Source organism: Kribbella kalugense (genome assembly GCF_004365875.1).
GTDB lineage: Bacteria > Actinomycetota > Actinomycetes > Propionibacteriales > Kribbellaceae > Kribbella > Kribbella kalugense.
This window is the reverse complement of sequence record NZ_SODF01000001.1, coordinates 711289-733696: the sequence shown is the minus strand read 5'-3', so window position 1 is coordinate 733696 and position 22408 is coordinate 711289. Positions and strand designations below refer to the sequence as shown.

The following is a 22408-nucleotide window of genomic DNA, read 5'->3' as shown; positions in this document are numbered from 1 at the left end:
CCCGGCCAGGTTCGTGCGATGCTTCGGTCGTGGCTAGGGTGACGACGCTCGCTGGGCGGCTCACAGGTTGGTTGCGGCGGCGGGATCCTGGCCTGGCCGCGACCCGGCGCGCGGCACGGACGGCGTTGGTGATGCCGTCGTTGTTCGCGTTCTGTGCACAGGTCCTGCACGCGCCGATCGTGGCGACGTTCGCCGCCTTCGGTGCCTTTGCGATGCTGCTGCTGGTCGACTTCTCCGGTACGGCGATTCAGCGGCTGCGGGCGCACCTCGGACTCGCAGTGGCGTGGCTGGTGCTCGTCTCGTTGGGAACGCTTGCCGGACAGTCGGTGTGGACCGCGACCCTGGCCACGGTCGTCGTCGCGTTCCTGGTGCTGTTCTCCGGCGTGGTCAGCTCGGTCCTCGCAGGTGCGAGTACGTCGTTGTTGCTCGCGTTCATCCTCTCCGTATCGACGCCCGCTCCGCTGTCGCTCCTGCCGCAACGGCTGGCCGGCGTGGCCATCGCGGGCTGTGCGGCGATCCTCGCGGTCCGGCTGCTCTGGCCGCGGATGACTGTCGATCCGCTGGTCGCGCCGGCGGCCCAGGTCTGTCGGGCCGCCGCGAAGCAGCTGCGGGCTGACGCCGAGCACTTCTCGACCGGCTCCAGCCTGCAGACCTGCCGTCTGGTTGGTCAGGCGACGACCGCCGCCACCGAGGAACTCCGGCGTACCTTCACCGCGACGCCGTACCGTCCGACCGGGCTGTCGACCGGCTCCCGGGCGTTGGTCAGGCTCGTCGACGAGCTGACTTGGCTGAGCACGATCCTCGACGAAGGCTCCCCTGCGACATTGCCGGAATCGGCGCGGGATCCCGAATCCTCCGCGGTCCGGCTGGCGGCTGCGACCGTACTGGAGCTGTGTGCAGACGTGCTCGCGGACCCGCGGCTCGGCACAGCGGAGCTGCACACCGCGGCTGACGACTTGCGCAAAGCCGTCAGTGCGTTGGAGGAGAGTGCGGTGGGTCGGTTGCCGGCTGCCGCTGACTCGGACATGCACGAGTTCTTCGGCAGTCTGAACGTCTCCTTCCGGGCGCAGGAGATCTCCTTCGGCGTACTGCAGATCGCGCAGAACATCGAGGTCGCCCGGGCCGCCGACCGACGCAGCTGGCCGGACCGCCTCCTCGGTCGCGAACCCGGTTCGCTGACCAGCCCGTTCGCCAGTGCAGTAGAACGCGCGACCGCGCACATCGAGCCGCACTCGGTCTGGCTACACAACAGCATCCGCGGCGCCGTCGGTCTGGCGATCGCGGTCGCGCTGGCGGACGTGACCGGCGTACAGCACGCGTTCTGGGTCATCCTCGGCGCCTTGTCGGTACTGCGATCCAACGCGCTCAACACCGGTCAGAACGCGTTCCGGGCGCTCGCCGGCACCGTCGTCGGCTCGATCGTCGGCGCCGGTCTACTCCAACTCATCGGGACCGACACCACGGTGCTGTGGATCCTGTTGCCGATCGCGGTGCTGATCGCGGGAATCGTCCCGGCCGCGATCTCGTTCGCCACCGGACAGGCCGCGTTCACCGTCACGCTGGTGATCCTCTTCAACATCGCCCAGCCGGAAGGCTGGTCGCTGATCCTGTTCCGGATCGAGGACATCGCGCTCGGCTGCGCCGTCAGCCTGGTCGTCGGCCTGTTCTTCTGGCCGCGCGGCGCGACCTCCGCCGTCGACAAGGCCCTCGCCGAGGCGTACGCCGACAGCGCCCAATACCTACTGAACGCGGTCGACTACGCCGTCGCATGCTGTAATCCAGGCACAGCCCCCGGATCTCCGCGAGACGGTCGCCGGGCCGCGGCCGCGGCCCGGCGACTGGACGACGCCTTCCGCACCTACCTCGCCGAACGCGGCGCGAAGTCCACTCCACTGAGCGACGCGACCACGCTGGTCACCGGCGTGGTCGGAGTCCGCTTGGTCGCTGACGCAGTACTCGAGTTGTGGGAAACCTTCGTGGACGACGATTTGCCGCTGGCCGATCGGATCGCTGCGCACAGCGAGCTGATCGTGCTGGCTGAGGCCATCCGGCAGTGGTACGCCGACCTGGCGACCGCGCTGGAGGGCCAGGGTCAGGTGCCGAAACCCGTGGCACCTGACCACTCCACCAAAGCCCAGCTCCTCGAAGCAGTACGCCGAGACCTCCACGACGAGAACGGCAGAGCCACACCGACCGCCATCCGCATCCTCTGGACCAGCGATCACCTAGAAGTCCTGCGCCGCCTCCAACCCAGTCTCGCCACAGCCGCCAGCCACACCAGCGTCATGGGTAGTTGACCAGGTAGCGCTGCTGGTTGGCTGTGTTGGCGGTGCCGCCGGTGTTGTTGATGACGTTGGCGATGGTGCCGACGCCGCCGAGTGAGACCGACACCAGGTCGTGGAAACGGACGCCCGCCGTGTTCGGCACCTCGAACGAATGGGAGGCCACGATCGACGTGTTCGGGCTGAAGAAGCAGTAGCTGCCGACGCCCCATGCCTCGTGCGACGTGACGTTGTCCGCGACCTTGTACGCCGCCCAGCCCTGCGTTCCACCGCCGCTCGACCACGAGGCCTGGTCCGGGACGTCGTACGGGAACTCGTTCTGGAAGAAGTACGTGCGGCCGCCGTTCCCGTTCCAGAGCACCTCGTACTGCTGGTAGTGCTCGACGAACAACCCGTACATCGTCACGTTGTTGCCGTTGACAACCAATCCGTTGGCGGCGGTGTTCACGTTCCAGCCGACGCCGTCACCGTGGTCGCCGCGCCACAGCCAGAGGTGATCGCCGATCACGTCGTTGCTGTTGACCTGAAGACTGACCGTCGCCTTGCCGACGTGGGCTCCGCCGATCCGCACGTACACATCGTGCAGCGAGGTCGGGTTCGCCGCGTGGCTCGCGGTCGAACCGGGCGGACCGACCTGGATCAGGACCGGAGAGTTGACCGGACCGGCATCGACCAGCAGACCGGCGAGGTTGACCCCGTCGACGTCGGCGACACTGATCGCCGGCTGGCCGGTATCCGGGGTCAACGTGGCCAACCCCAGGCCGAGTACGACGGTGTTCGGGTGGGTGACCCGGATCGTGTCGTCCAGGTGGTAGATGCCCGGAGTGAACAGGAGATGCTTGCCCTCGTCGAGGGCAGCGTTGATCGTTGCAGCGGTCGCACCGGGCTTGACGACGTAGAAGTCGGCGAGGCTGATCGATGTTCCGGCCGCCGGTCCGTGCGACCAGCTGGTGCCCGCCGAGTTGGATCGCAGCGCCGGGACGAACACGTTGTAGTTGCCGGCAGCATCGACGTACAGGAACGGCTTCTCGCGAACCGTCGGCGTCTGGCCGACGACCGTGTGGGACGGGTTCGGGAAGTTCTGCGGCGGTGCGCCGGTGGTCCCGGTGAAGACCATGTTCCAGACTGAACCGTTCCAACCGCCGAACTCGGAGTTGCGCGACATCCACTGCTGCTGCGACCCGGAGACCACGGTGTTGTCGATCTTGGTGTCGGCGAACAGTCCGCCGCTGGCCCAGCCGTCGCCGCCGTTCCAGAGCTGGATCTCCGGCGCGCCCTTGAGGTGCATCCGCCGGTACGGCGCCGCTTGCGAGACGGCCCAGCGCTCGATCTGACCGGGCGGCGTGGTGACCGAGAGGTTCTCGGCGGACCGCCAGAAGTTCTGGGTCGCGTTGCCCTTGTTGTTCGGGTCGTCACCTTGCTGGAGCCAGTCCGCCTCGACCCGGACGTGGCCGTTGAGGTTGACGTCGTCAGGTGACAGGCCGAGGCCTGCCGCCTGCGTGTAGAAGCCGAGGTTGACGTCCGCGGTGTACGTGCCAGGCTTCCACAGGACGGCGTACCGCTGGGTGCCGAACTGGTTGGTGTGCATCTCGGCGGCGATCTGGTTCAGCCGGTTCTGCATGTCGGCCTGCGGGGTGCTCGGGGTGAAGACAGAAACGTTCGGCCCGAGGTCCGGGTTTGCCGGGTCGGTCGGCGGTACGACCGGGCCGCTGCCGTCGTCGGTGGTGTGCACTGCGACCTCCCACAGCGAGTACCCGTACCCGGTGCCGCGTTCGGTGCCGGTGATCCGGAGGTACCGGCCGTTGCCGGTGACATCGAGCGTCTGGTTGCCGCCAGTGCCGGTGGTCGTCGCGTAGATCTGGTGCCAGGTACTGGCGTCGTCCGACAACTCGATCCGGAACGACTTGCCGTACGCCGCTTCCCAGCTGAGCCCGATCTGGCAGACCGCGACGCTGGAACCGAGATCGACCTGCAGCCACTGGGGATCGGAGAACGCGCTCCCCCAGCGGGTGCCGGGATTTCCGTCGACCGCGGCGGAGGCGGGGAGGCCGGCGTTCTCGGTGGACGAGGCGGTCGCTGGGTGGTTGAGGGCGGCGTTCGTGGTTCCACAGGCGTCGACGGCGGCCACGGCGTCACCAGCGCCGATGCCGCCGGCAACGAGTAGCAGCGCGACGAGACAGCGCAGGAGTTTCAGGGACATGGGGCGGACCAATCAGTTGGGGCGGTTACTGAGAGAGCGCTCTCTTCGAGAGTCGTCGTCCGCGCGAGGCAGTGTCAAGGGGCTGCCGTTCCCGGAACTGTTCCGGAACCGCTAGGCGGATTCGCGGATGATCAGTTCCGGGGTGAAGACGACCGAGGTCAGCTTGGTGGCCGGCGTACCAAGCTGGTCCAGCAGGATCGCGGTCATTCGCGCGGCCATGTCCTCGACCGGCTGGGCGACCGTGGTCAGCCGCGGCCGTGCCATCAGCGCGGGTTCGCTGTCGTCGAAGCCGATCAGCGCGACGTCGCCCGGCACCGACCGACCGCGTTCGTGCAGCACCCGGAGCGCGCCGACCGCCATCAGGTCGTTCGCCGCGAACACGCCATCGGCATCCGGGACCGCGTCGAGCAGCTCGGCCATCGCCTGCTCGCCACTCTCCGCGGTGAAGTTGCCGCGGACAACATCGACGTACGGCACGCCGCGTCGTTCCATCGCACGCTGGAACCCGGACAACCGGTCGTTCGCAGCAGGCAGATCGGCTGGGCCGGCGATTGTCACGACCCGGCGGCAGCCGAGGTCGGCCAGCCGGTCGGCAGCGAGGGCCGCGCCGGCCTCGTGGTCCAGGTCGACGAAGCTGATCGGCACCGGGACCGCGGGCCGCGCGAACAGGACGGCCGGGATGCCGGCGTCGACGAACAACCGGGGCAGCAGATCCCCGGCGTGCGTCGACACCAGCAAGGCGCCGTCCGCGTTGCCCCGGCGGACGAAGTCGACCGCGTCCCGCCGGGCCTGGTCGGAGTCGGCGAGCATCAGGGTCGGATGCATCCCGCCGGACCGCAGGTGCCGGACCACTCCCCCGGCGATCCGCCCGAAGAACGGATCCCGGAAGATCTGGTCGGCCGACCCGTCGGACCCGGAGATCACCAGCGCCACGGTCCCGGAGCGCCGATTGACCAGCGTCCGGGCCGCGGCGTTCGGGATGTACCCGGTGGCCTCGATCGCCTGCGTCACCACGGTCCGGATCCGCGGATCGACCGAGGTGATCCCGTTGACGACCCGAGACACAGTGGCGCGCGAGACACCGGCGGCCTTGGCTACATCTTCCAAGGTCGGCGTACGACGCGATGCCTCACTCGTCATGGGACCGGATCGTATCTCTCACTGTTTGTACACACCGAACTCGTAGAGGGAGTAGCCGAACCCGGTCCCGCGTTGGGTGCCGGTCAGCCGGACGTAGCGCCCGGAGCCGCCGACCGCGAGGTCGTCGACGTCACCGTTGGCGTCAGTGGTGCTGTAGAGCTCTCGCCAGTTGTTGCCGTCGTCGGACACCTCGATCCGATACGCCCGCGCGTACGCCGACTCCCAGACCAGTTGGAGGTGATCGAAGGCGGTCACCTGTCCGAGATCGACCTGCACCCATTGCGGATCGGCCCAGTCGCTGGCCCACCGAGTCGTGTTGTTCCCATCGGTCACGTTCGACGGCGGGTACGGCGCACCGTCGCCGACCTGCTGGTACGACGAAGCCGTCGCCGGCTTTCCGCGGGCCACATTCGTCCCTTGCACCGGCGGCGCGACCACCCGGAACGACCGAGTCTCGATCCCCACGTTGCCATGCCCGTCACGGACGTAGTCGTACAACTTCCACACCCCGAGCCGCTGCGGCACCGTGACCGTGAACGGCCCGTTCCCACTCGACGACGTCGTCACGAGCGCACCACTCCCGTCGATGTACTTCCCGCCAACCTTGAACTCGTGCGTGAGCGCATCGCCATCGGGATCACTGACGGCCACGTTGACCGTGATCGTCCCGCCAGCCGGTACATCGGTGGTCCGGCTCAGCGTCATGTTAGTGATCACCGGAGCCGTGTTCCCACCGGACGGACCGCCGTACGCCTGCCGAACGGCGTACCAAGCGAGGCTCTTCTCGTTGCCGGGCGTGAGGTTGAACCAGACTGCGCCGAAGTCGTTCTCGCTGCCGTAGTGGAACAGCGTGGCGCCCAGTGCGACGCCAGTGTGCCCGATGATGCAGTTCCACGCTTGCGTGTAACCGTCCCGCTTCTGTACGTCGGTCGACTGGTTCGGTACGCCGTTCGCGTCGTTCGGCACCTCCCACTCACCGGCCGGTCCGCTCTCGGTGAGGATGTAGGGCTTGTTGTAACCGCCGTCGATCCAGTCCTGCTTGACCTGACAGACGTGCCCGTACGAGTTGACCGCGAGCAGGTCGAGGTCGGGTGCGTACTGCTTGAAGTACGGCCACGCTCCCGTCCACGCGTCCGTTGACGTGACCGGGTGGTTCGGGTCGATCGCGTGGATCGCCTTGGCGCCGTCATTGACGAACGTGGCGTACGCGATCCGCTGCTGCTCGAGCTCGGCGCCCGAGTAGCAGTTCTGCAGCCCGAGCACGGACTCGTTGCCTACGTCCCACAACAGGACGCCTTGGTTGTCCTTGTACTCCGTCGTCCAGCGCTGGATCTCGCCGAGCATCGTGGTCTTGTAGTTCGTGTCGGTGACGTAGTTGACGCAACCACCGCTGCCGGGTCCACCACCAGGTTGGAGCCAGTAGCCGACAACCACTCGCATGCCGTTCGCAGCCGCGGCATCGAAGAGCGGCTTGGAGCTCGCGTCAGTCCCCCACGTACGCACGGTGTTGACGCCGATCGACTTCAGTTCGGGCAGTCGTTGCGCCGCTTCTGTTGCCGGAGGCCCCCAAGTCAGACCCTTGACGGTCCACGGCGCATCGTTCACCAGCAGCTGCCAGTTGCCTTGGCTGCCGGCGACGCGGACGGTGCCCGAACCAGGCGGCGGTCCGCTGGTCCCGGGCGTGCCGTAGACCTGGAACTCCCAGAGCGAGTAACCGTAGCCGCCGACGCGCTGGGTCCCGTAGAACCGCACGTAGCGACCGGTGCCGTTCACCGCGAGCGTCTCGGTCCCGCCGTGGCCGGTGGTCGTGCTGTAGATCGGATTCCACTGCTGCCCGTCGGCCGACACCTCGATCCGGTAGCCCGTCGCGTACGCCGCTTCCCAGCGCAGCACGACCTGGTCGATCGTGTCGGTGGCGCCGAGGTCGACCTGCAACCACTGCGGATCCGCGAACGTGCTCGACCACCGGGTGCCGAGATCACCGTCGACCGCGGCCGAAGCCGGCGTACCCGCACCTTCGCTGGACGACGCCGTGACCGGCTTTCCCTGTGAGAGCAGACTTCCAGCCTGGGCGGACGTTTCGTGGGCAGCCGCCGGCTGGACCAGGCTGCCCAGCAACAACAGGCCTGCCGCCGTGACGGCCGTGAATGAGAAGAGTTTCATCGGGGCGGAACTCCTTCGGGAGAGAGATGAGAGAGCGCTCTCTCGCGGCTCCGATGTTCCCGACCTCATCACCGGTTGTCAATGCCTCGATCACGCTCAGCTGGTTCCGGAACCGGCGGAGGGTTGACACCACTCGACGGCCGGAACAAGGTGTTTCAGAGAGCGCTCTCCCGCGATTCGTCCACCCGCGGGCTGCCCGATCCACCGCCCCCGCGGAATCCCCCCGACCGGAGGAGTTCCGTGTTCCCCAGAAAGAAAGTCCTGTATGCCGGTGGCGCCGCCGCCGGCGTGATCGCCGCCCTGCTGACCGCCCTGACCGGCTCGTCCGCGCAGGCCGACGACCTGGTCACGCATCACGAGTTCCAGGTCAACTGCACGGTCCACCACCGCGCAACCGACGACCCGATCGTGTTCCCGAACATGCCGGGCGCTTCCCACGAACACAGCTTCGTCGGCAACACGACGACGAACGCGGCCACGACGCTCGACAGCCTGAACGCTGCCGGCGCCTACTCGACCACGTGCCTCAACCCCGACGACCTGTCCGCTTACTGGTGGCCGACGATGTTCCGCGGCGACCAGCCGGTGATCCAGACCTGGGCACAGACCATCTACTACAAGTCCGGCATCCTCGACTACCAGGCGGTCCAGCCGTTCCCGCAGGGCATCCGGTTCGTCGTCGGCAGCCCGGCTGCCACCGAGGACGCGTTCCGGACCGCACCGGGCGCCGTCGAGGGCTGGGAGTGTGGAGACAGCTTCCACAACTGGGACTTCCCGGTCAGCTGTCCCGCAGGTACTCAACTCAACATCCGCTACCAGGCACCGAGTTGCTGGAACGGCCACGACCTCGACTCCGCCGACCACAAGAGCCACATGGCGTACCCGGTCAACGGCGTCTGCCCCTCGACGCATCCGGTCCCCGTGCCGATGCTTGAGTTCAAGATCGCGTTCCCGGCCGACGGTGACCTGGCCGGGATCCGGCTGGCCAGCGGTCGCGGATTCTCCTGGCACTACGACTTCTTCAACGCCTGGGACCCGCCAACTCTCGCTGCCCTGGTGAGCCACTGCATCAACGGTGGTCTGCAGTGCGACTCGCGCGGGTTCGACCTGTACAAGCCCGACCGCGGCCAGGCCCTCGGCGACAACTACCGCCTCCCCGGCCGGCCCTAACCTCCTGCGGTGCCGGGCGTGGGCAGACCCCGGCACCGCAGGTCGATCCCTGGGAACTCTCATGCCTCTCCGGCTCACCGCCCTGCTCCTCCTCGGCGTCCTGACCGCCTGCGCGGCCCCCGCCACCCAGCCGCCCCCACCAACAGCCACCGTCAACCCCGCCTACAACCCCACCGACGCCGCCTGGCTCGAGCTGATGATCCCGATGGACCAACAGTTCCTGCAGATCCTCGACCTCGCCCCGACCCACTCCACCAACCCCGCCGTACGCCGACTCGCCGCGCAACTCGCTCCCGGTCACCGGACAGAACTCCAGCAGCTCGTTGCCCTTCGCACCCAAGCCGGACTGCCTACCAGCAACCTGCACGAGGGTCACGACATGCCGGGCATGATGACCGCCGACGAGGTGGTTGCCATCGGCAATCTCAGGGGCGCTGCCTTCGACAAGGTCCTGGCCTCGGAGATCCAGGACCATCTCAGTCAGTCCGCGCTGGTCACCCGCAGTGTCAAGGCCGCCGGTCATTCCCCCGCCCTCAAAACGCTCGCCACCCGGATCGAGAAGGCTCGCACCCAACAACTCGTGTTCGTCCGCACATCAGGCGTTGGTCACCAAACTCCTTTATCGTGATAGCCAGTTCCGTCTCCGCCCACGGAAGGCTGTCGCATGCGCTTGGTCGCTCTTGGTCTCACGGTTGCTCTGCTGGTCCCCGCAGTACCGGCGCATGCTTCCCTAGATCCGGCGTCGTACGTCGACCCGATGATCGGGTCCGCGCGGGACGGGACGACCTGGCCGGGGGCGGTGCGGCCGTTCGGGATGATCTCGTGGAGTCCGACCAGTACCCGGGGCGACCAGACCAGTACGGGTGCCGCGAACGGGTACCAGTACGACACGACCCGGGTCCGCGGCTTCAGCCTCACCCACCTCAGTGGTGCCGGCTGCAACCCGGGAGCTGCGGGCGATATCCCGATCATGCCGATCACCGGGGCCGTCGACTCCTCGCCGACCGCCGACACCACGGACGCGAAGTACGCCACGAACTTCAAGCACGAGAACGAGACCGCCCGCCCCGGCCGCTACACCGTGACGCTCGACTCGGGCGTCAAGACCGATCTCGCCGTGACGACCCGCGCCGGCGTCGGCGAATTCACGTTCCCGAGTGATCAGGCCGCCAACCTGCTGTTCCGTACGTCGAACTCGCTCAACGGCAGCGAGGACGCCGAGGTGACCATCGACGCGAGCCACCGCAAGGTGACCGGGTCAGTGCTGACCGGTGCGTTCTGCGGGCGGCGGGCGAACGGCGGCACGAACAACCGCAAGACCTACTACCGGCTGTACTTCACCGCGTCCTTCGACCAGCCGATCGTTGCCAACGGCACCTGGAAGGACAGCACCCTGACGCCCGGGAGCACCCACGCCACCGGCGGCGAGGGCTACGCCACCGGCGCGGACCGTGCCGGTCGCGGCTCCGGTGGCTACGTGACGTTCGCGCCAGGCGCCGCGGTCCGGATGCGGCTCGGCATCTCGTACGTCAGCCTGGCCGGCGCCGAGCAGAACCTGCGCGCCGAACTCAAGCCGAACGCAACCGTCGACAAGGTCGCCAGCGACGGGTACGCCGACTGGCAGCGCGAGCTGAACGTGATCCGCGTCACCGGCGGGACCGACGCCCAGCGCACCACCTTCTACACCGCGCTCTATCACACGCTGCTGCAGCCGAACGTGTTCAACGACGTCGACGGACGCTACCTGGGCTCCGATCAGAAGATCCATCGACTCGCACCCGGGCAGCGAGCGCAGTACGGAACGTTCTCCGGCTGGGACCAGTACCGCGCCCACATCCAGCTGCTCGCGCTGCTCAAGCCCGATGTCGCGGGTGACTTTGCGCAGTCGATGTACCAGTTTGCCCAGCAAAACAACGGGATCTGGGACCGTTGGCTCCACAACAACGGCGACACTCATGTGATGACCGGCGACCCGGCCGCGCCGACGCTGGCGACGTTCGCCGCGATGGGCGTACGGAACTTCGACGTTCGCGGCGCGTTCGACTCGCTCGCTCATCAGGCCCGGGTCCAGAACCCCGACGCCGAGAACGACGGTGGTTGCCCAGGACAATGCACCGGGCAACGACCGGCGCTGAACACCTACCTCGCCAAGCACTACGCGCCGCAGGACGCCTGCCACTGCTGGGGCGGCGCCGCCGAGACGCTGGAGAACTCTCTGGCGGACTACTCGCTCGCTCAGTGGGGTACGCGGATCGGTGCCGATGTCACCGATCTGAAGGACCGCGGTAGCTGGTGGAAGAACACCTTCGACCCGGCCGTTGGATACCAGCGGGCGCGGAAGGCGGACGGCAGCTGGCAGGACGGATTCAGCCCGTCGACCGATGTCGGATTCGCTCAGGGCACCACGTCGACGTACACCTGGATGGTTCCGCAAGACGTGTCGGGTCTCGCCTCGTTGATGGGTGGGGATGCGGCCGCGGTGCAGCGGCTCGACACGTTCTTCCATGATGCCGACGGCAACTGGGCGGTCAAGGGCGGCAGTCCGCTGCGGTACGACCCGACCAACGAGCCGGGGCTGCACGCTCCGTGGCTCTACAACGGGCTCGGTGCGCCGTCGAAGACGCAGGAGACGACTCGGGAGATCGTGGACACCGTGTACGGAACTGGTCCGTCCGGGCTGCCGGGGAACGATGATCTGGGCACGCTGTCCGCCTGGTACATCTTCGCGTCCATCGGCCTGTTCCCGCAGACCCAGGGACGGGCGGAACTGCTGGTCGGCAGTCCGCTGTTCCCGAAGGTCGAGGTACGGCGGAGCAACGGCGTACGACTGACCGTCGAGGCGCCGTCCACCTCGGACGCGAACCAGTACGTCCAATCGCTCACTCTGAACGGTCGGCCGCGGGCCGAGTCGTGGCTGCCCGAGTCGTTCGTCAACCGCGGTGGACGGATCACCGTCGGGATGGGCGCCACGCCGTCCAGTTGGGGAACGGCGCCGATCGACCACTAACGGTCGCGGATCGCGATGCCTGGGTAGTCCAGCACGAGGCCCGAGGCGTCGTACATCAGGTCGCATTCGAAGTCGAACGTCGCGGACTCGTAGCGGAACACGTGGTGCTGCTCGTCGGAGCTCAGCAACGCGTACCGCTGCTCGATCCGGATCACGCTCAGGTCATCCGCCTGGACGAACGCGGCCGGAACCTCGAAGGTCTCGCCGAGGACAAACGGAAGCCGGTGGACCGGCAACGTGTTCGTCACCGCCGACGACTCGAAGTCCACGTCCCGACACCCGTCGAGGTCGGGCCGCGCCACCCCGTCTACAGTCCAGCGATCTGCCGTCCGCTCAAGCACGACCTCCCGATCCCCCGACGCTGTCGAGTTCACCGCATGCACGGACCTCGTCCGCCAATCCGCGTCGACGTCGATCTGATAACCGACGTACCAGGTCGAGGCTCCCTCGCGAGCCGACGTACGGCCGCGCAGCCGGTGGTGATCGACGAACAGCACCTCGAAACCGACCCGCACCCCAACGTGCGTCCACGAGGCGGCTGAGGGCATCGCAAGCAGGTCCATGACCAGAGCCTATGTTCGAGGACTGACACAATCCGGCGCCCGGCGGAGGAAGCGCCTATCGTTCTCGGCAGGCGCTTTCCGTGGAGGGGTGGATGCTGGATCGGTCGGAGTCGGCCCTGGGCATCGTGCTCCGGTCGCGGTTCTACCGCTCGGCGTTCCTGTCGTTACTCATCGCCGGGATCGGCATGTCGGCAGCAACCCCACAGCTGACGCTCTTTCTGGTCCGCGACCTCGGTACGCCGTTGCCGGTCGCCGGGCTGTACTACGTAACGAACCTGGCCGCGCCGCTGGCCGGATTCCTGGTCGGGCGGTGGTCTGACCGGACCCAGGACCGGCTGCTGTGGTTCCGGCTGTGTTCGATGGTCGGTGGCATCGGCTGGCTGGCGATGGCGGCGGCGAACGCGGTCTGGATCCCGTTCGTCGTCAGCGCCGTGGCGCTCAGCGTTGCCGGTGGGTCGATGGCCACGCTGTTCGCCGCGTGCCGTGACGAGCTGAGTCGCCACCCGACCCGGGTCGAGAACCGGATCATCGCGACGATCCGGATGGCGTTCACCGCGGGCTGGATCATTGGGCCGGTGTTCGGCAGCTGGTTCGGTGGGGCGTTCGGGCTGCGAGCGCTGCTGGTCGGGACCGCGGTCTGCGTGTTCGGTCAGATGATCCCGCTCGGCGGGCAACGGGTCGAACGCTTCGACGACCCGACTCTCATTGAGAGACCGGAACGACGGCAGATCGACCACATGATGCCGTTGCTGGTGTTCACCGCGGTCTGCGTACTGGCGATGACCGGCGACACCATCAAGTTCGGCTACCTGCCGATCTACATGGCCGAGCAGCTGCACGTCTCCGACTCGGTTCGTGGTGCCGTGATCGGCATCCAGCCGCTGCTCGAACTGCTCCTGCTACCCGTCGTGGCCCGGTTCGCCGACCGCTTCGGCCCGATACGAGCCATGACGGTCGGCGCCGTACTCGGTCTGGCCGGCAACCTCGCGTACGCCCTCAGTACGTCGGTCGCCGGTCTGTTCCTCGGGCAGGCGCTGACCGCCGGTCTGTGGGCGTGCGTCGGCGCGCTCGGCGTCTCGATCGCCCAGCACCTCTACCCCGAAGGCGTCGGCACCGCCTCCGGGGTCTTCCTCAGCGCGATCCCACTGGGCTCGGCCATCGGCGGCACCATCGGCGGCATCGGCGTCGCCGCGATCGGCCTCCCCCACGTCTTCTTCATCCCCGCCGCCCTCACCACGCTCTCGATCGCCGCCTTCACCATCCTGAGCGTCAGGGAAGCTCGTCTCCGCTAGCCGATGGCGGCTCGGATTGACTGGCGGAGGGAGCCTAGGGTGGCGACCACTGCGGTGGGTTCGTAGCCGCAGTGGGCCATGCAGTTGGCGCAGCGCGGATCCTTGCCGCGACCGTAGCTGCTCCAGTCGGTCTCATCCAGGAGCTGCTGGTAGGTCTCGACGTACCCGTCATCCATCAGGTAGCAGGGCCGCTGCCAGCCCTTCAGCGAGTACAGCGGGATCGCCCACGCCGTGCAGTCGAAGTCGACCTTGCCCTCGAGGAAGTCGAGGAACAGCGGCGAGTGATTCAGCCGCCACTTCTTCCGCCGCCCGTCCCCGAACGCCTTCCGGAACAGGGCCCGGGTCTCCTCCGGGCCGAGCCAGTGCTCCTGGTCCGGCGCCTTCTCGTAGGCGAACCCGGGCGAGATCTGCATGTTGTCCACACCCAGGTCGTCGTTCAGATAGTCGAGTACGTCGATCACGTCCTGCGGGCTGTCGGTGTCGAAGAACGTCGTGTTGGTCATCACCCGGAACCCGGCCGCCTGCGCCTGCTTGATCGCGGCAACGGCCTCGTCGAACACCCCGTCCTTGCACACCGACTGGTCGTGCCGCTCCCGCAGCCCGTCGATGTGCACCATCCAGGCGAAGTTCTTGTGCGGCGCGAACTTGTGCAGGTGCTTCGGCATCAGCACGGCGTTCGTGCACAGGAACACGATCTTGCCCCGGGCAAGCAACTGCCGGACGATCTCGTCGATCTCCTTGTGCATCAGCGGTTCGCCGCCGGCGATCGACACCATCGGCGCGCCACACTCCTCGACCGCGGCGACCGCCTGCTCGACCGACATCCGCTTCTTCAGCCAGTCGTGGGTCTGCTGGATCTTGCCGCAGCCCGCGCATTTGAGGTTGCAGGCGTACAGCGGTTCGAGTTCGAGCAGGATCGGGAACTTCTCCCGGCGGCGGACCTTCTGCTTCATCAGGTATCCGCCAAGGCGGATGGACTGCCGTAGCGGCATGCTCACGGCTGACTCACCTCTTTCGGTAGCGCGAAGCGGACGTCCTCGGTCAGCGTCCCGTTCTCGGTGACGGACACCGGTCCCAGTCCGGACAGGCACCGGACCAACTCGTCGACGAGCGCCGGCGGCGCCGACGCTCCTGCGGTGATGCCGATCCGGCGGGCGCCGGCCAGCCGGTCCAGCTCGACCTCGCTCGCGTCGTCGACGAGTACTGCGGGGGTGCCTGCGGCCTCGGCGACTTCGGCAAGCCGCCGGGAGTTGGAGGAGTTCTGCGAACCCAGCACGATCACCAGGTCCGACTGTTCGGCGATCTCGCGAACGCCGGCCTGACGATTGCTGGTCGCGTAGCAGATGTCGTCTCTGCGTGGACCGGTCAGCGTCGGGAAGCGTCTGCGCAGTACGGCGGCTGTTTCGGTGGCCTCTTCGACGGCGAGCGTGGTCTGCATGGCGTAGCCGACCTTTGTCGGGTCGGGGACCTGCACGGTCTCGGCCTCGGTTGGGCCGGCGACGACGATCACGTGGTCCGGCGCCTCACCCATCGTGCCGACCACTTCCTCGTGATCGGGGTGGCCGATGAGTATGACGGTGCGGTCGCGCGCGGCGTACCGGCGTACCTCGTGGTGGACCTTGGCGACGAGGGGGCAGGTGGCGTCGATAACGCGGAGGTGGCGCTCTGCTGCTTGCGCGCGTACGGCGGGGGCGACGCCGTGAGCCGCGAGTACCAGGAGGCTGCCGTCGGGGACTGCGTCTACTTCCTCGACGAAGACTGCGCCGCGGCGCTCGAGATCTTGTACGACGTGACGATTGTGGACAATCTGACGACGGACGTAGACCGGAGCGCCGAAGCGGTCGAGGGCACGCTCAACGGTTTCGATGGCGCGTTCTACGCCGGCACAGAAGGAGCGGGGACCGGCGAGAAGCAGCTCACGTTCGGCGGTTGCGGCGGACCAGGCGTTGATAGCTGGGGCTGCTCGGCGGAGTTGGGCGAGTGCTTTGAGACCACGAGCAGGCATACCCAGTCGCTTGAGCGGTTGCGTCGGATTGTCAACAATCGCCCTGACGACAATCGTCTGCCCGTCGTCGCCCGCCAGCAGAGCAGATTCGGTGTCAACGGCAATGGCTCCAGTCGCCGCCAACGCGGCCCGCTCAGCCGCAGACTCGACGACGTGATCGGTAGTAACAATCGGCCCGACATGAACAGTCAACCCAAGCCGCCGCAACTCCCCCGCCACCAACCCAGCCGCAAAACTCTCCACCACCCGCCCCGCCTGACCACCGCCTTCATCGCGCGGGACAGTCCGTCCGGAGTAGCGGATCTCGCTTGCGACGACCAGGTCGCCTGGGGCGATGTCATCGGTGAGAGCGCCGGCGAGTCCTGCGATGAGGAGCGGGCCTTGGATTGGCGTGCCCTTCGATCGGCCGGTGCGGACTACTGGTGTGGTGAGTTTGCCGCGGAGGGCGAGCCATTCGGCGTACAGCGGGGTGCAGACGGTCATCGGTTTCTCCCCAGGTAGCGACCGAGGGCCCAGATAGGAAACACCAACCGATACAGGTGATAACCGATGTAGAAGTCGCCCGGGAACCCCGTGCCCGTGTACCGATGCTCGTCCCACCCGCCATCGACCCGCTGTGTGTCAACGAGATACCCGACTCCCCGCCGTACCGCCTCACTCTGCTCCCCCGCAGCCAGCAGCGTCAGCAGCCCCCAAGCGGTCTGTGACGGAGTCGAGTCGCCGCGACCGATCCACGACGAATCGACGTACGAGCGCAGGTCCTCACCCCACCCGCCGTCCGCGTTCTGATGCTCCTCCACCCACCGCACCGCCCGCCGGATCACCGGATCGCCCGCAGACATCCCGGTCGCGATCAACGCCGGTACGACGGCACCCGTGCCGTACACGTAGTTCGTCCCCCAGCGGCCGAACCACGATCCGTCCTTCTCCTGCGAGTCGAGCAACCACCGCACTCCCCGCCGGCACTCCTCGGAATCAGTCCGACCCTCGGCCGCCAACATCTCCACGACATGCGCGGTGACATCAGCCGACGGCGGATCGATCACCGCGCCGAAATCGCAGAACGGCAACTTCAACGGCGTCGTGTCGGTGTTGTCGGCGTCGAACGCACCCCAACCACCGTCAGCCGACTGCATCCCAGTCGTCCAAGCGACCGCATCGTCCAACGCCTTCCGCAACCGACCGGGCTCGGGATGATCCACCCGCCGCAACGCGAGGACGATCTCCGCCGTGTCGTCGGTGTCCGGATACCCGTCGTTCGCGAACTCGAACGCCCACCCGCCCGTCACCAACCCAGGCCTCCGCACCTGCCAGTCCCCAGGCGCATGGATCTGCTCGGCCAACAACCAATCCGTTGCCTTGAGCACCGTTTTGTCGTCCGGCTCGACGCCCGCGTCCATCAACGCACCCACCGCCAGACCGGTATCCCACACCGGCGACTGACAAGCCTCCAGCCAACGCACCGGCCCGTCATCCGTCTCCGCGTGCACAGTGAACCCTTCGAGCCCCTGCAACCCGGCCGCCATCACCGGATGATCGATCGCGTAGCCCATCAGATCCAGGGCGATCAACGAATACACCCACGGCGGCTGAATCCCACCCCACCCGCCATCGGCCTCCTGCCGAGCCACGATCCACTCGACCGCCCGACGCATCGCCAGTTGACGCAACCCCTTGAACGGTCCCCGCGGTCCCCACCGCGAGTACGCGTTCAGTACGACGTCCAGCCGCTGGAACGCACCCTCAACGGTCAACGATCCCGCTGGCCGCCCAGCCGTCGTACCAGACCGAAGCGCATCAATGCCGAAGGCAACCGGACGCACGGGGCGATGTGCGCTCACGATGGTCAACGGGACGATCGTCTGCCGGGCCCAGCACGCCCAGTTGTAGACATTCAGCGGCACCCAGCTCGGCAGGAAGATCAGCTCCGGCGGCAGATCCGGGCAGTCGTCCCACTTCCACAGACCGAACAACGCGAGCCAGATGTGCGTGAACACCCGCGCCTTCTCGACGCCACCCGCGGAACGGATGAACTCGGCCGCCTTCACGAGGTGCGGCGCCGCCGGATCGTCGCCCGCCATCCGCAACGCGACCCACGACTCGACGGTTGTAGACAATTCACCAGGTCCACCCGGGAACGTCGCCCAGGTCCCGTCGTCGCGTTGCTGCGAACGGATCCACCGAGCAGTCTCCGCATCGGTCTGCGCCGTCGCCACGCCGAGGAAGTGCCGCAGCATCAGGTCCTCAGCGTCCATCGTCACGTTCGTTGCCAGATCACCCTTCCACCAACCGTCATCGTGCTGCAGCGAGCGCAGGTACTCGACCGCCGCATCAAGGCACTCGGACGCACGGACATCGGACCGTTCCTCATCCGCCACCCGCTCCGCCGTCACAGCTGCCGCTCCGCGACAAACTGGGCCAACTGATCCAGCTGATCCCGATTGGCCGGCGCAATCCCGGCAGCGTCGAGCGCCTTCCCGGCCTTCCGCACTCGCTCCTCAGCCTCCGCCAACGCCCACTCCCGACCGCCCGCATTCTCAACCAGTACGGCGGCCCGCCGTACGTCGTCCTCGGATGGAGTACCCGGCTCCGCGAACCAGGCGGCCAGCTCGCGGCCGTGCGTACCGCCGTACTCAAGGGACCAAACGACGGGCAGCGTCTTCTTGTGGGCAACCAGGTCGGAGAACACGGGCTTGCCGGTCTTCTCCGGCGCTCCCCAGATGCCGAGCAGATCATCGACAAGCTGGAACGCGAGACCGAGCTCCCAGCCGTACGTCCGGAAGGCCGCACGCGTCGCCGAATCAGCACCGGCCAGGATCGCGCCGAGCTCTGCCGATGCCCCGAGCAACGAACTGGTCTTCCCGGAAGCCATGTCCACGCACTCCGCCAGGCTGACCGTCTCGCGGCGTTCGAACGCCACATCGAGGACCTGTCCGCGGATCAGCTCCCGGGTGGCGACGGCCAGTGCATGTCCGGCATGGACGGCGTACGGCGAGTTGCACTCGGCAAGCACCTCGTCGGCGAGACAGGCGAGAGCGTCGCCGACGAGGACCGCGGTGGCGTCGCCCCAGATCGCCCAGACGGTACGACGATGGCGCCGCTGCGTGTCGCGGTCCATCAGGTCGTCGTGGATCAGGGAGAAGTTGTGGACCAGCTCCACTGCGACTCCGCCGGGCACGGCTGGCTCGGGCGAACCGCAGACCGCCTCGGCGACGAGCAGGGTCAGTCCGGGACGGATCGCCTTGCCGGAGTTCGCGCCGGTCGGCCGTCCCTCTTCGTCACACCAGCCGAAGTGGTACGACGAGACCAGTCGACTGTGCTCGTCGAGCCGATCCACCGCTTCCCGGAGCGACGGGTCGACCAGCTCCCGGCCACGGGCCAGCAGATCAAGCACGTTAGTTGCCGAAGGCATCCGCTCTATCGCTGTCACGAGACCACGTCCTTCGACGACAGGGCCGACGCCGACGGCGCCGCAGAGGGTGACGGCGCGGAGGACGGCAAGGCCGCCGGGGCGTGCAGGACGGAGGCGGCCGCGGCCTCGCCGCTGCGGACGGCGCCTTCCATCGTGGCGGGCCAGCCGGTCGCGGTCCACGCGCCGGCGAGGTGGAGTCCCGGGAGTGCTGTGGTCGCGCCGGGACGGAACCGGCCGGAGCCTGGGGCCGGCCGGAAGGTGGCTTGTCGCTCTCGGGTCACGAAGAACTCCTTCACATGCGCGTCGGCAGCCGCCGGAAGCAGCTGCCGGAGGGCAGGCACCAGCACGTCGCGCAGTTCGGCCACCGGGGTGTCGATCAACTCGTCCGCCGCCGACAGCGACACCGCGATGTACTGCTCATCTCGATCGCCACCGCCGCTCTGGACGGTCCGGTCGAAGACCCACTGGAGTGGACTGTCGACGCCGGCAACGAACGGTTCGTCGAGCACCATCCGGTCGAAAACCACGTGTGCGTTGACGATCGGAGAGCTGCCGAGTGCCTCCGCCCACCCGGCCGGCAAATCCACCGCACCGTCCGGCAGCAGCCCCGCGGCCTCAGCCGGAGGCACCGCCAGTACGACGTCGTCGTACCTCTCCCCCTCGATCGTCCATCCGCCGTCGACCGCCTCGATCCCGCGGACGCGAGCACGCAGCCGAACCCCGACCCCCGCAGCCGTCAGTGCATGCGCAGCGGCCTCGCCGTGCAACTGCTGCAACGGCGCCAACGACCAACCGATATCCGCAGCATCACTCTTCTCGAGCAAACCGACTTGGAACACAGTCGCCGCCACCGCCAGCGACGCGTCGTCCGCACGCGCATTGAGAGTGGCGATCCCGATCAACTCCCAGAGCGCTTCCACCGCCCGCGCATCCTGCCCGTGCGCAGCCAGCCAACCCCCGAACGACTGCGCATCCGTCTCCGCCGCAGTCCGATCCACCCGCCCCATCGCCAACGCACCACGGACGGCGGCAACCCGCTCCCCGACACTGAGCCACCGGTACGTCGCCAACGCCGGCCCGAGATGCAACGGCGCCGGCATCCCGTTCCGCCGGATCCGTCCCACACCGGGGTGCACCCCACTCCGCACCGGTACGTCGAGCCTCGGCTGCAGGTGCACCTGATCCCGCACCCCCAGCCGATCGAGCAGCCCCAGGTACGACGTACAGCACCGGAGGAACACGTGCTGCCCGTTGTCGATCCACCGCCCGTCCCGCTCGAACGAATGGGTCAGCCCACCCAACTTCGGCCGGCCCTCCAGCAGCACGACCGCACACCCCGCATCCGCCAACCGGAGTGCTGTGGTGATCCCCGCGAGACCACCTCCTACGACAGCAACCCTTCTCATGAGCGAGCTCCGGCCAGTGAGGCGAGCGCCACCTGTGCCTTCTCCCCCGCTGACAACGACAGCCGCTGGTCGTACACCAGCACTGGGTTCGCGCCGATCCGGCGGAGCAGGTGGTGGTAGATGCCCGACATCGCCCGGCAGGACGCGCCGCTGCGCCAGTCCAGGTACGGCAGGAGCCGCCAGCCGAGCGAATACCAGTCCTGCGCCCGGCCGGTCGCGAACCGGATGTAGGAAGCCAGCCGGCCCTGCGGATCGTCGAGGTTGCCGTGCTCGTCGAGTTCGATCCGGACGCCGAAGCGCTCCAGCTCGTCGGCCGGCAGGTAGATCCGGTCGTTGGTCAGGTCCTCGCGGATGTCGCGGAGGATGTTCGTCTGCTGCAACGCGATCCCGAGCTGGTCAGCGTACAAGGACAGCGTCTCGAAGTCGGCGTCGCCGGTCGGCCCGAAGATCGACAGGCACAGGCGCCCGACCGAACCGGCGACCCGCCGGCAGTACACGACCAGCTCGTCGAAGTCGGCGATCCGAACGTCCGTCAGGTCGGTCTCGACACCCGCGACCAGTTCCTCGAACGCGCCGAGCGGCACCGGATATCGACGGGCCGCGTCCGCAACCGCGACGTACACGGGCTCGTCGAGGTCGTCGAGCCGACCGAGATCCTTGCGAACTCCGGCCAGCGCGGTGCGCTTCTCCTCCAGCGGCAGATCGCCGTCGCCGATGTCGTCGATCCGTCGAGCCAGTGCGTAGAGCGCCGAGAGCGCGTTCCGTTTCGGCGGAGGCAGCAGCCGGATGCCGTAGTAGAAGTTGCGCGCCTCGGTCCGGGTGATGTCCAGGCAAGCGGCGTACGCATCCGCAACCGTCATCGCGCCACCGCCTTGACCAGCAGCCGCACTGTGTCGACCTTCGACGGCCGCGCTTGCTGCGCCAGCACATCGCCGCCGGTACGACGCAACGCGCGGACCGTCGCCTGACCGCCGGCCACGAACCCGGCCACCGAGATCCGAGCCCAGCCGTGCAATCGCCGGACGATCGCCGCCCCTTCGTCGAGCATCTTCGCGGCCCTCGCAGTCTCGAAATTCATCAAGTCCCGCAACTGTGCTGTCGCCTCCCGCTGATCGAGATCCGTCTCGGCAACGCCGTACGTCGTCAGGTCCTCTTGCGGCAGGTAGATCCGCCCGGCCCGGCAGTCCTCGGCCACGTCCTGCCAGTGCTCGACCAACTGCAACGCCGTACACACCAGGTCCGACAGATGCTCGGTCTCGGGATCGTGGACGTCGAAGACGCCGAGCACCATCCGGCCGACCGGATCGGCGGAGAGCCGGCAGTAGCCGAGCAGGTCCTCGAAGGTCCGGTAGTGCGTGACCGTCTGGTCCTGGAGATTGGCCTGGATCAAGTGGTGAAAGGGATCGGCGGTCAGGTCGTGCTGCCGGACGACCGGGCCGAGGCGGCGCAGTACCTGATGGTCGGGCTCCTCGTCGGCCCAGATGCGGTCGAGATCGACCATGAACGCGCGCAGGGCCGCCGTACGGTCGCCGGTGTAACTGTCGCCCAGTTCGTCGACCGTCCGGGCGTAACCGTAGACAGCGTGCAGCGCCTCTCGATGAGCGGCTGGTAGCAACTTCAGTGCTACGGGGAAGTTCTCGCTGTGCTCCCTTCTGCCCAGTTGCCGATCCGTTGCGACGTTCTGCAGTCCGTCTGGATGCACAGTTCCATGATGGGAAGCGGTTTCATGCCAACTCTGCCCCCATTACGAACATTCGCGGCGGCAAAA

General features: G+C 67.6%; 16 protein-coding genes. 5 read left to right on the top strand and 11 right to left on the bottom strand.

Features of this window, described 5'->3' with window-relative positions:
- Positions 1-29: 29 nt before the first annotated feature.
- The gene (locus EV650_RS03430; protein WP_202874353.1) at positions 30-2297 is read left to right on the top strand and encodes an FUSC family protein; all 2268 of its coding nucleotides are present in this window, start codon (positions 30-32) and stop codon (positions 2295-2297) included.
- On the opposite strand, the gene EV650_RS03425 is transcribed toward EV650_RS03430, so the two are convergent.
- The 3 genes from EV650_RS03425 to EV650_RS03415 all read right to left on the bottom strand — a co-directional run bounded on the left by EV650_RS03425 (position 2284) and on the right by EV650_RS03415 (position 7785).
- A complete protein-coding gene (locus tag EV650_RS03425) occupies positions 2284-4482 on the bottom strand; it encodes a discoidin domain-containing protein (RefSeq protein ID WP_134115218.1) in 2199 nt (732 codons plus the stop codon). The genes EV650_RS03430 and EV650_RS03425 overlap by 14 nt on opposite strands.
- A gap of 111 nt (positions 4483-4593) precedes the next feature.
- Positions 4594-5622 carry a LacI family DNA-binding transcriptional regulator gene (locus EV650_RS03420; RefSeq protein ID WP_134115216.1) on the bottom strand — a complete coding sequence of 343 codons (1029 nt, stop codon included), beginning with the start codon at positions 5620-5622 and terminating at the stop codon, positions 4594-4596.
- An 18-nt stretch (positions 5623-5640) separates the two neighbouring features.
- Positions 5641-7785 carry a discoidin domain-containing protein gene (locus EV650_RS03415; protein WP_134115214.1) on the bottom strand — a complete coding sequence of 715 codons (2145 nt, stop codon included), beginning with the start codon at positions 7783-7785 and terminating at the stop codon, positions 5641-5643.
- A 240-nt stretch (positions 7786-8025) separates the two neighbouring features.
- On the opposite strand from EV650_RS03415, the gene EV650_RS03410 reads away from it, so the two are divergent.
- The 3 genes from EV650_RS03410 (at position 8026) to EV650_RS03400 (ending at position 11962) form a co-directional block, all read left to right on the top strand.
- A complete protein-coding gene (locus EV650_RS03410; RefSeq protein ID WP_134115212.1) occupies positions 8026-8955 on the top strand; it encodes a DUF1996 domain-containing protein in 930 nt (309 codons plus the stop codon).
- Between the two features lie 61 nt (positions 8956-9016).
- Entirely contained in the window at positions 9017-9583 is a 567-nt protein-coding gene (locus EV650_RS03405) for a DUF305 domain-containing protein (RefSeq protein WP_134115210.1), read from the top strand.
- A gap of 36 nt (positions 9584-9619) precedes the next feature.
- Positions 9620-11962 carry a GH92 family glycosyl hydrolase gene (locus EV650_RS03400; protein WP_134115208.1) on the top strand — a complete coding sequence of 781 codons (2343 nt, stop codon included), beginning with the start codon at positions 9620-9622 and terminating at the stop codon, positions 11960-11962.
- On the opposite strand, the gene EV650_RS03395 is transcribed toward EV650_RS03400, so the two are convergent.
- The gene (locus tag EV650_RS03395; protein WP_134115206.1) at positions 11959-12525 is read right to left on the bottom strand and encodes a putative glycolipid-binding domain-containing protein; all 567 of its coding nucleotides are present in this window, start codon (positions 12523-12525) and stop codon (positions 11959-11961) included. The two genes, EV650_RS03400 and EV650_RS03395, sit on opposite strands and share 4 nt — an antisense overlap.
- Positions 12526-12617: 92 nt before the next feature.
- Here EV650_RS03395 and EV650_RS03390 point away from each other — a divergent pair, with 92 nt between their 5' ends.
- Positions 12618-13817, top strand: coding sequence for an MFS transporter (locus EV650_RS03390; RefSeq protein WP_134115204.1), 1200 nt, complete (start codon positions 12618-12620; stop codon positions 13815-13817).
- On the opposite strand, the gene hpnH is transcribed toward EV650_RS03390, so the two are convergent.
- Genes hpnH through hpnC form a run of 7 tightly spaced genes read right to left on the bottom strand, consistent with a single transcriptional unit; the run spans position 13814 to position 22342 of the window.
- The gene (gene hpnH, locus EV650_RS03385; RefSeq protein WP_238174255.1) at positions 13814-14809 is read right to left on the bottom strand and encodes an adenosyl-hopene transferase HpnH; all 996 of its coding nucleotides are present in this window, start codon (positions 14807-14809) and stop codon (positions 13814-13816) included. The two genes, EV650_RS03390 and hpnH, sit on opposite strands and share 4 nt — an antisense overlap.
- Before the next feature lie 2 nt (positions 14810-14811).
- Positions 14812-16305 carry a 4-hydroxy-3-methylbut-2-enyl diphosphate reductase gene (gene ispH, locus EV650_RS03380; RefSeq protein ID WP_134115200.1) on the bottom strand — a complete coding sequence of 498 codons (1494 nt, stop codon included), beginning with the start codon at positions 16303-16305 and terminating at the stop codon, positions 14812-14814.
- Positions 16302-18215, bottom strand: a complete 1914-nt coding sequence (gene shc / locus EV650_RS03375; protein WP_202874349.1) for a squalene--hopene cyclase — start codon at positions 18213-18215, stop codon at positions 16302-16304. The genes ispH and shc overlap by 4 nt, the downstream gene beginning before the upstream one ends.
- Positions 18212-19252, bottom strand: coding sequence for a polyprenyl synthetase family protein (locus tag EV650_RS03370; protein ID WP_305000018.1), 1041 nt, complete (start codon positions 19250-19252; stop codon positions 18212-18214). Before EV650_RS03370 ends, shc begins: the two co-directional genes overlap by 4 nt.
- The gene (gene hpnE, locus EV650_RS03365; RefSeq protein ID WP_134115198.1) at positions 19249-20640 is read right to left on the bottom strand and encodes a hydroxysqualene dehydroxylase HpnE; all 1392 of its coding nucleotides are present in this window, start codon (positions 20638-20640) and stop codon (positions 19249-19251) included. Before hpnE ends, EV650_RS03370 begins: the two co-directional genes overlap by 4 nt.
- Positions 20637-21500 carry a squalene/phytoene synthase family protein gene (locus tag EV650_RS03360; protein WP_134115196.1) on the bottom strand — a complete coding sequence of 288 codons (864 nt, stop codon included), beginning with the start codon at positions 21498-21500 and terminating at the stop codon, positions 20637-20639. Before EV650_RS03360 ends, hpnE begins: the two co-directional genes overlap by 4 nt.
- The gene (hpnC, locus tag EV650_RS03355) at positions 21497-22342 is read right to left on the bottom strand and encodes a squalene synthase HpnC (protein ID WP_238174005.1); all 846 of its coding nucleotides are present in this window, start codon (positions 22340-22342) and stop codon (positions 21497-21499) included. Before hpnC ends, EV650_RS03360 begins: the two co-directional genes overlap by 4 nt.
- Between the last annotated feature and the right edge of the window lie 66 nt (positions 22343-22408).

Excerpts from the sequence above, each read along its gene's own strand:
- EV650_RS03415 (WP_134115214.1), bottom strand. The coding sequence starts at position 7,785 with ATGAAACTCTTCTCATTCACGGCCGTCACGGCGGCAGGCCTGTTGTTG.
- hpnE (WP_134115198.1), bottom strand. The coding sequence starts at position 20,640 with ATGAGAAGGGTTGCTGTCGTAGGAGGTGGTCTCGCGGGGATCACCACA.
- EV650_RS03390 (WP_134115204.1), top strand. The coding sequence starts at position 12,618 with ATGCTGGATCGGTCGGAGTCGGCCCTGGGCATCGTGCTCCGGTCGCGG.
- EV650_RS03360 (WP_134115196.1), bottom strand. The coding sequence starts at position 21,500 with ATGACGGTTGCGGATGCGTACGCCGCTTGCCTGGACATCACCCGGACC.
- EV650_RS03420 (WP_134115216.1), bottom strand. The coding sequence starts at position 5,622 with ATGACGAGTGAGGCATCGCGTCGTACGCCGACCTTGGAAGATGTAGCC.
- EV650_RS03405 (WP_134115210.1), top strand. The coding sequence starts at position 9,017 with ATGCCTCTCCGGCTCACCGCCCTGCTCCTCCTCGGCGTCCTGACCGCC.
- EV650_RS03395 (WP_134115206.1), bottom strand. The coding sequence starts at position 12,525 with ATGGACCTGCTTGCGATGCCCTCAGCCGCCTCGTGGACGCACGTTGGG.
- EV650_RS03400 (WP_134115208.1), top strand. The coding sequence starts at position 9,620 with ATGCGCTTGGTCGCTCTTGGTCTCACGGTTGCTCTGCTGGTCCCCGCA.
- hpnH (WP_238174255.1), bottom strand. The coding sequence starts at position 14,809 with ATGCCGCTACGGCAGTCCATCCGCCTTGGCGGATACCTGATGAAGCAG.
- ispH (WP_134115200.1), bottom strand. The coding sequence starts at position 16,305 with ATGACCGTCTGCACCCCGCTGTACGCCGAATGGCTCGCCCTCCGCGGC.
- EV650_RS03425 (WP_134115218.1), bottom strand. The coding sequence starts at position 4,482 with ATGTCCCTGAAACTCCTGCGCTGTCTCGTCGCGCTGCTACTCGTTGCC.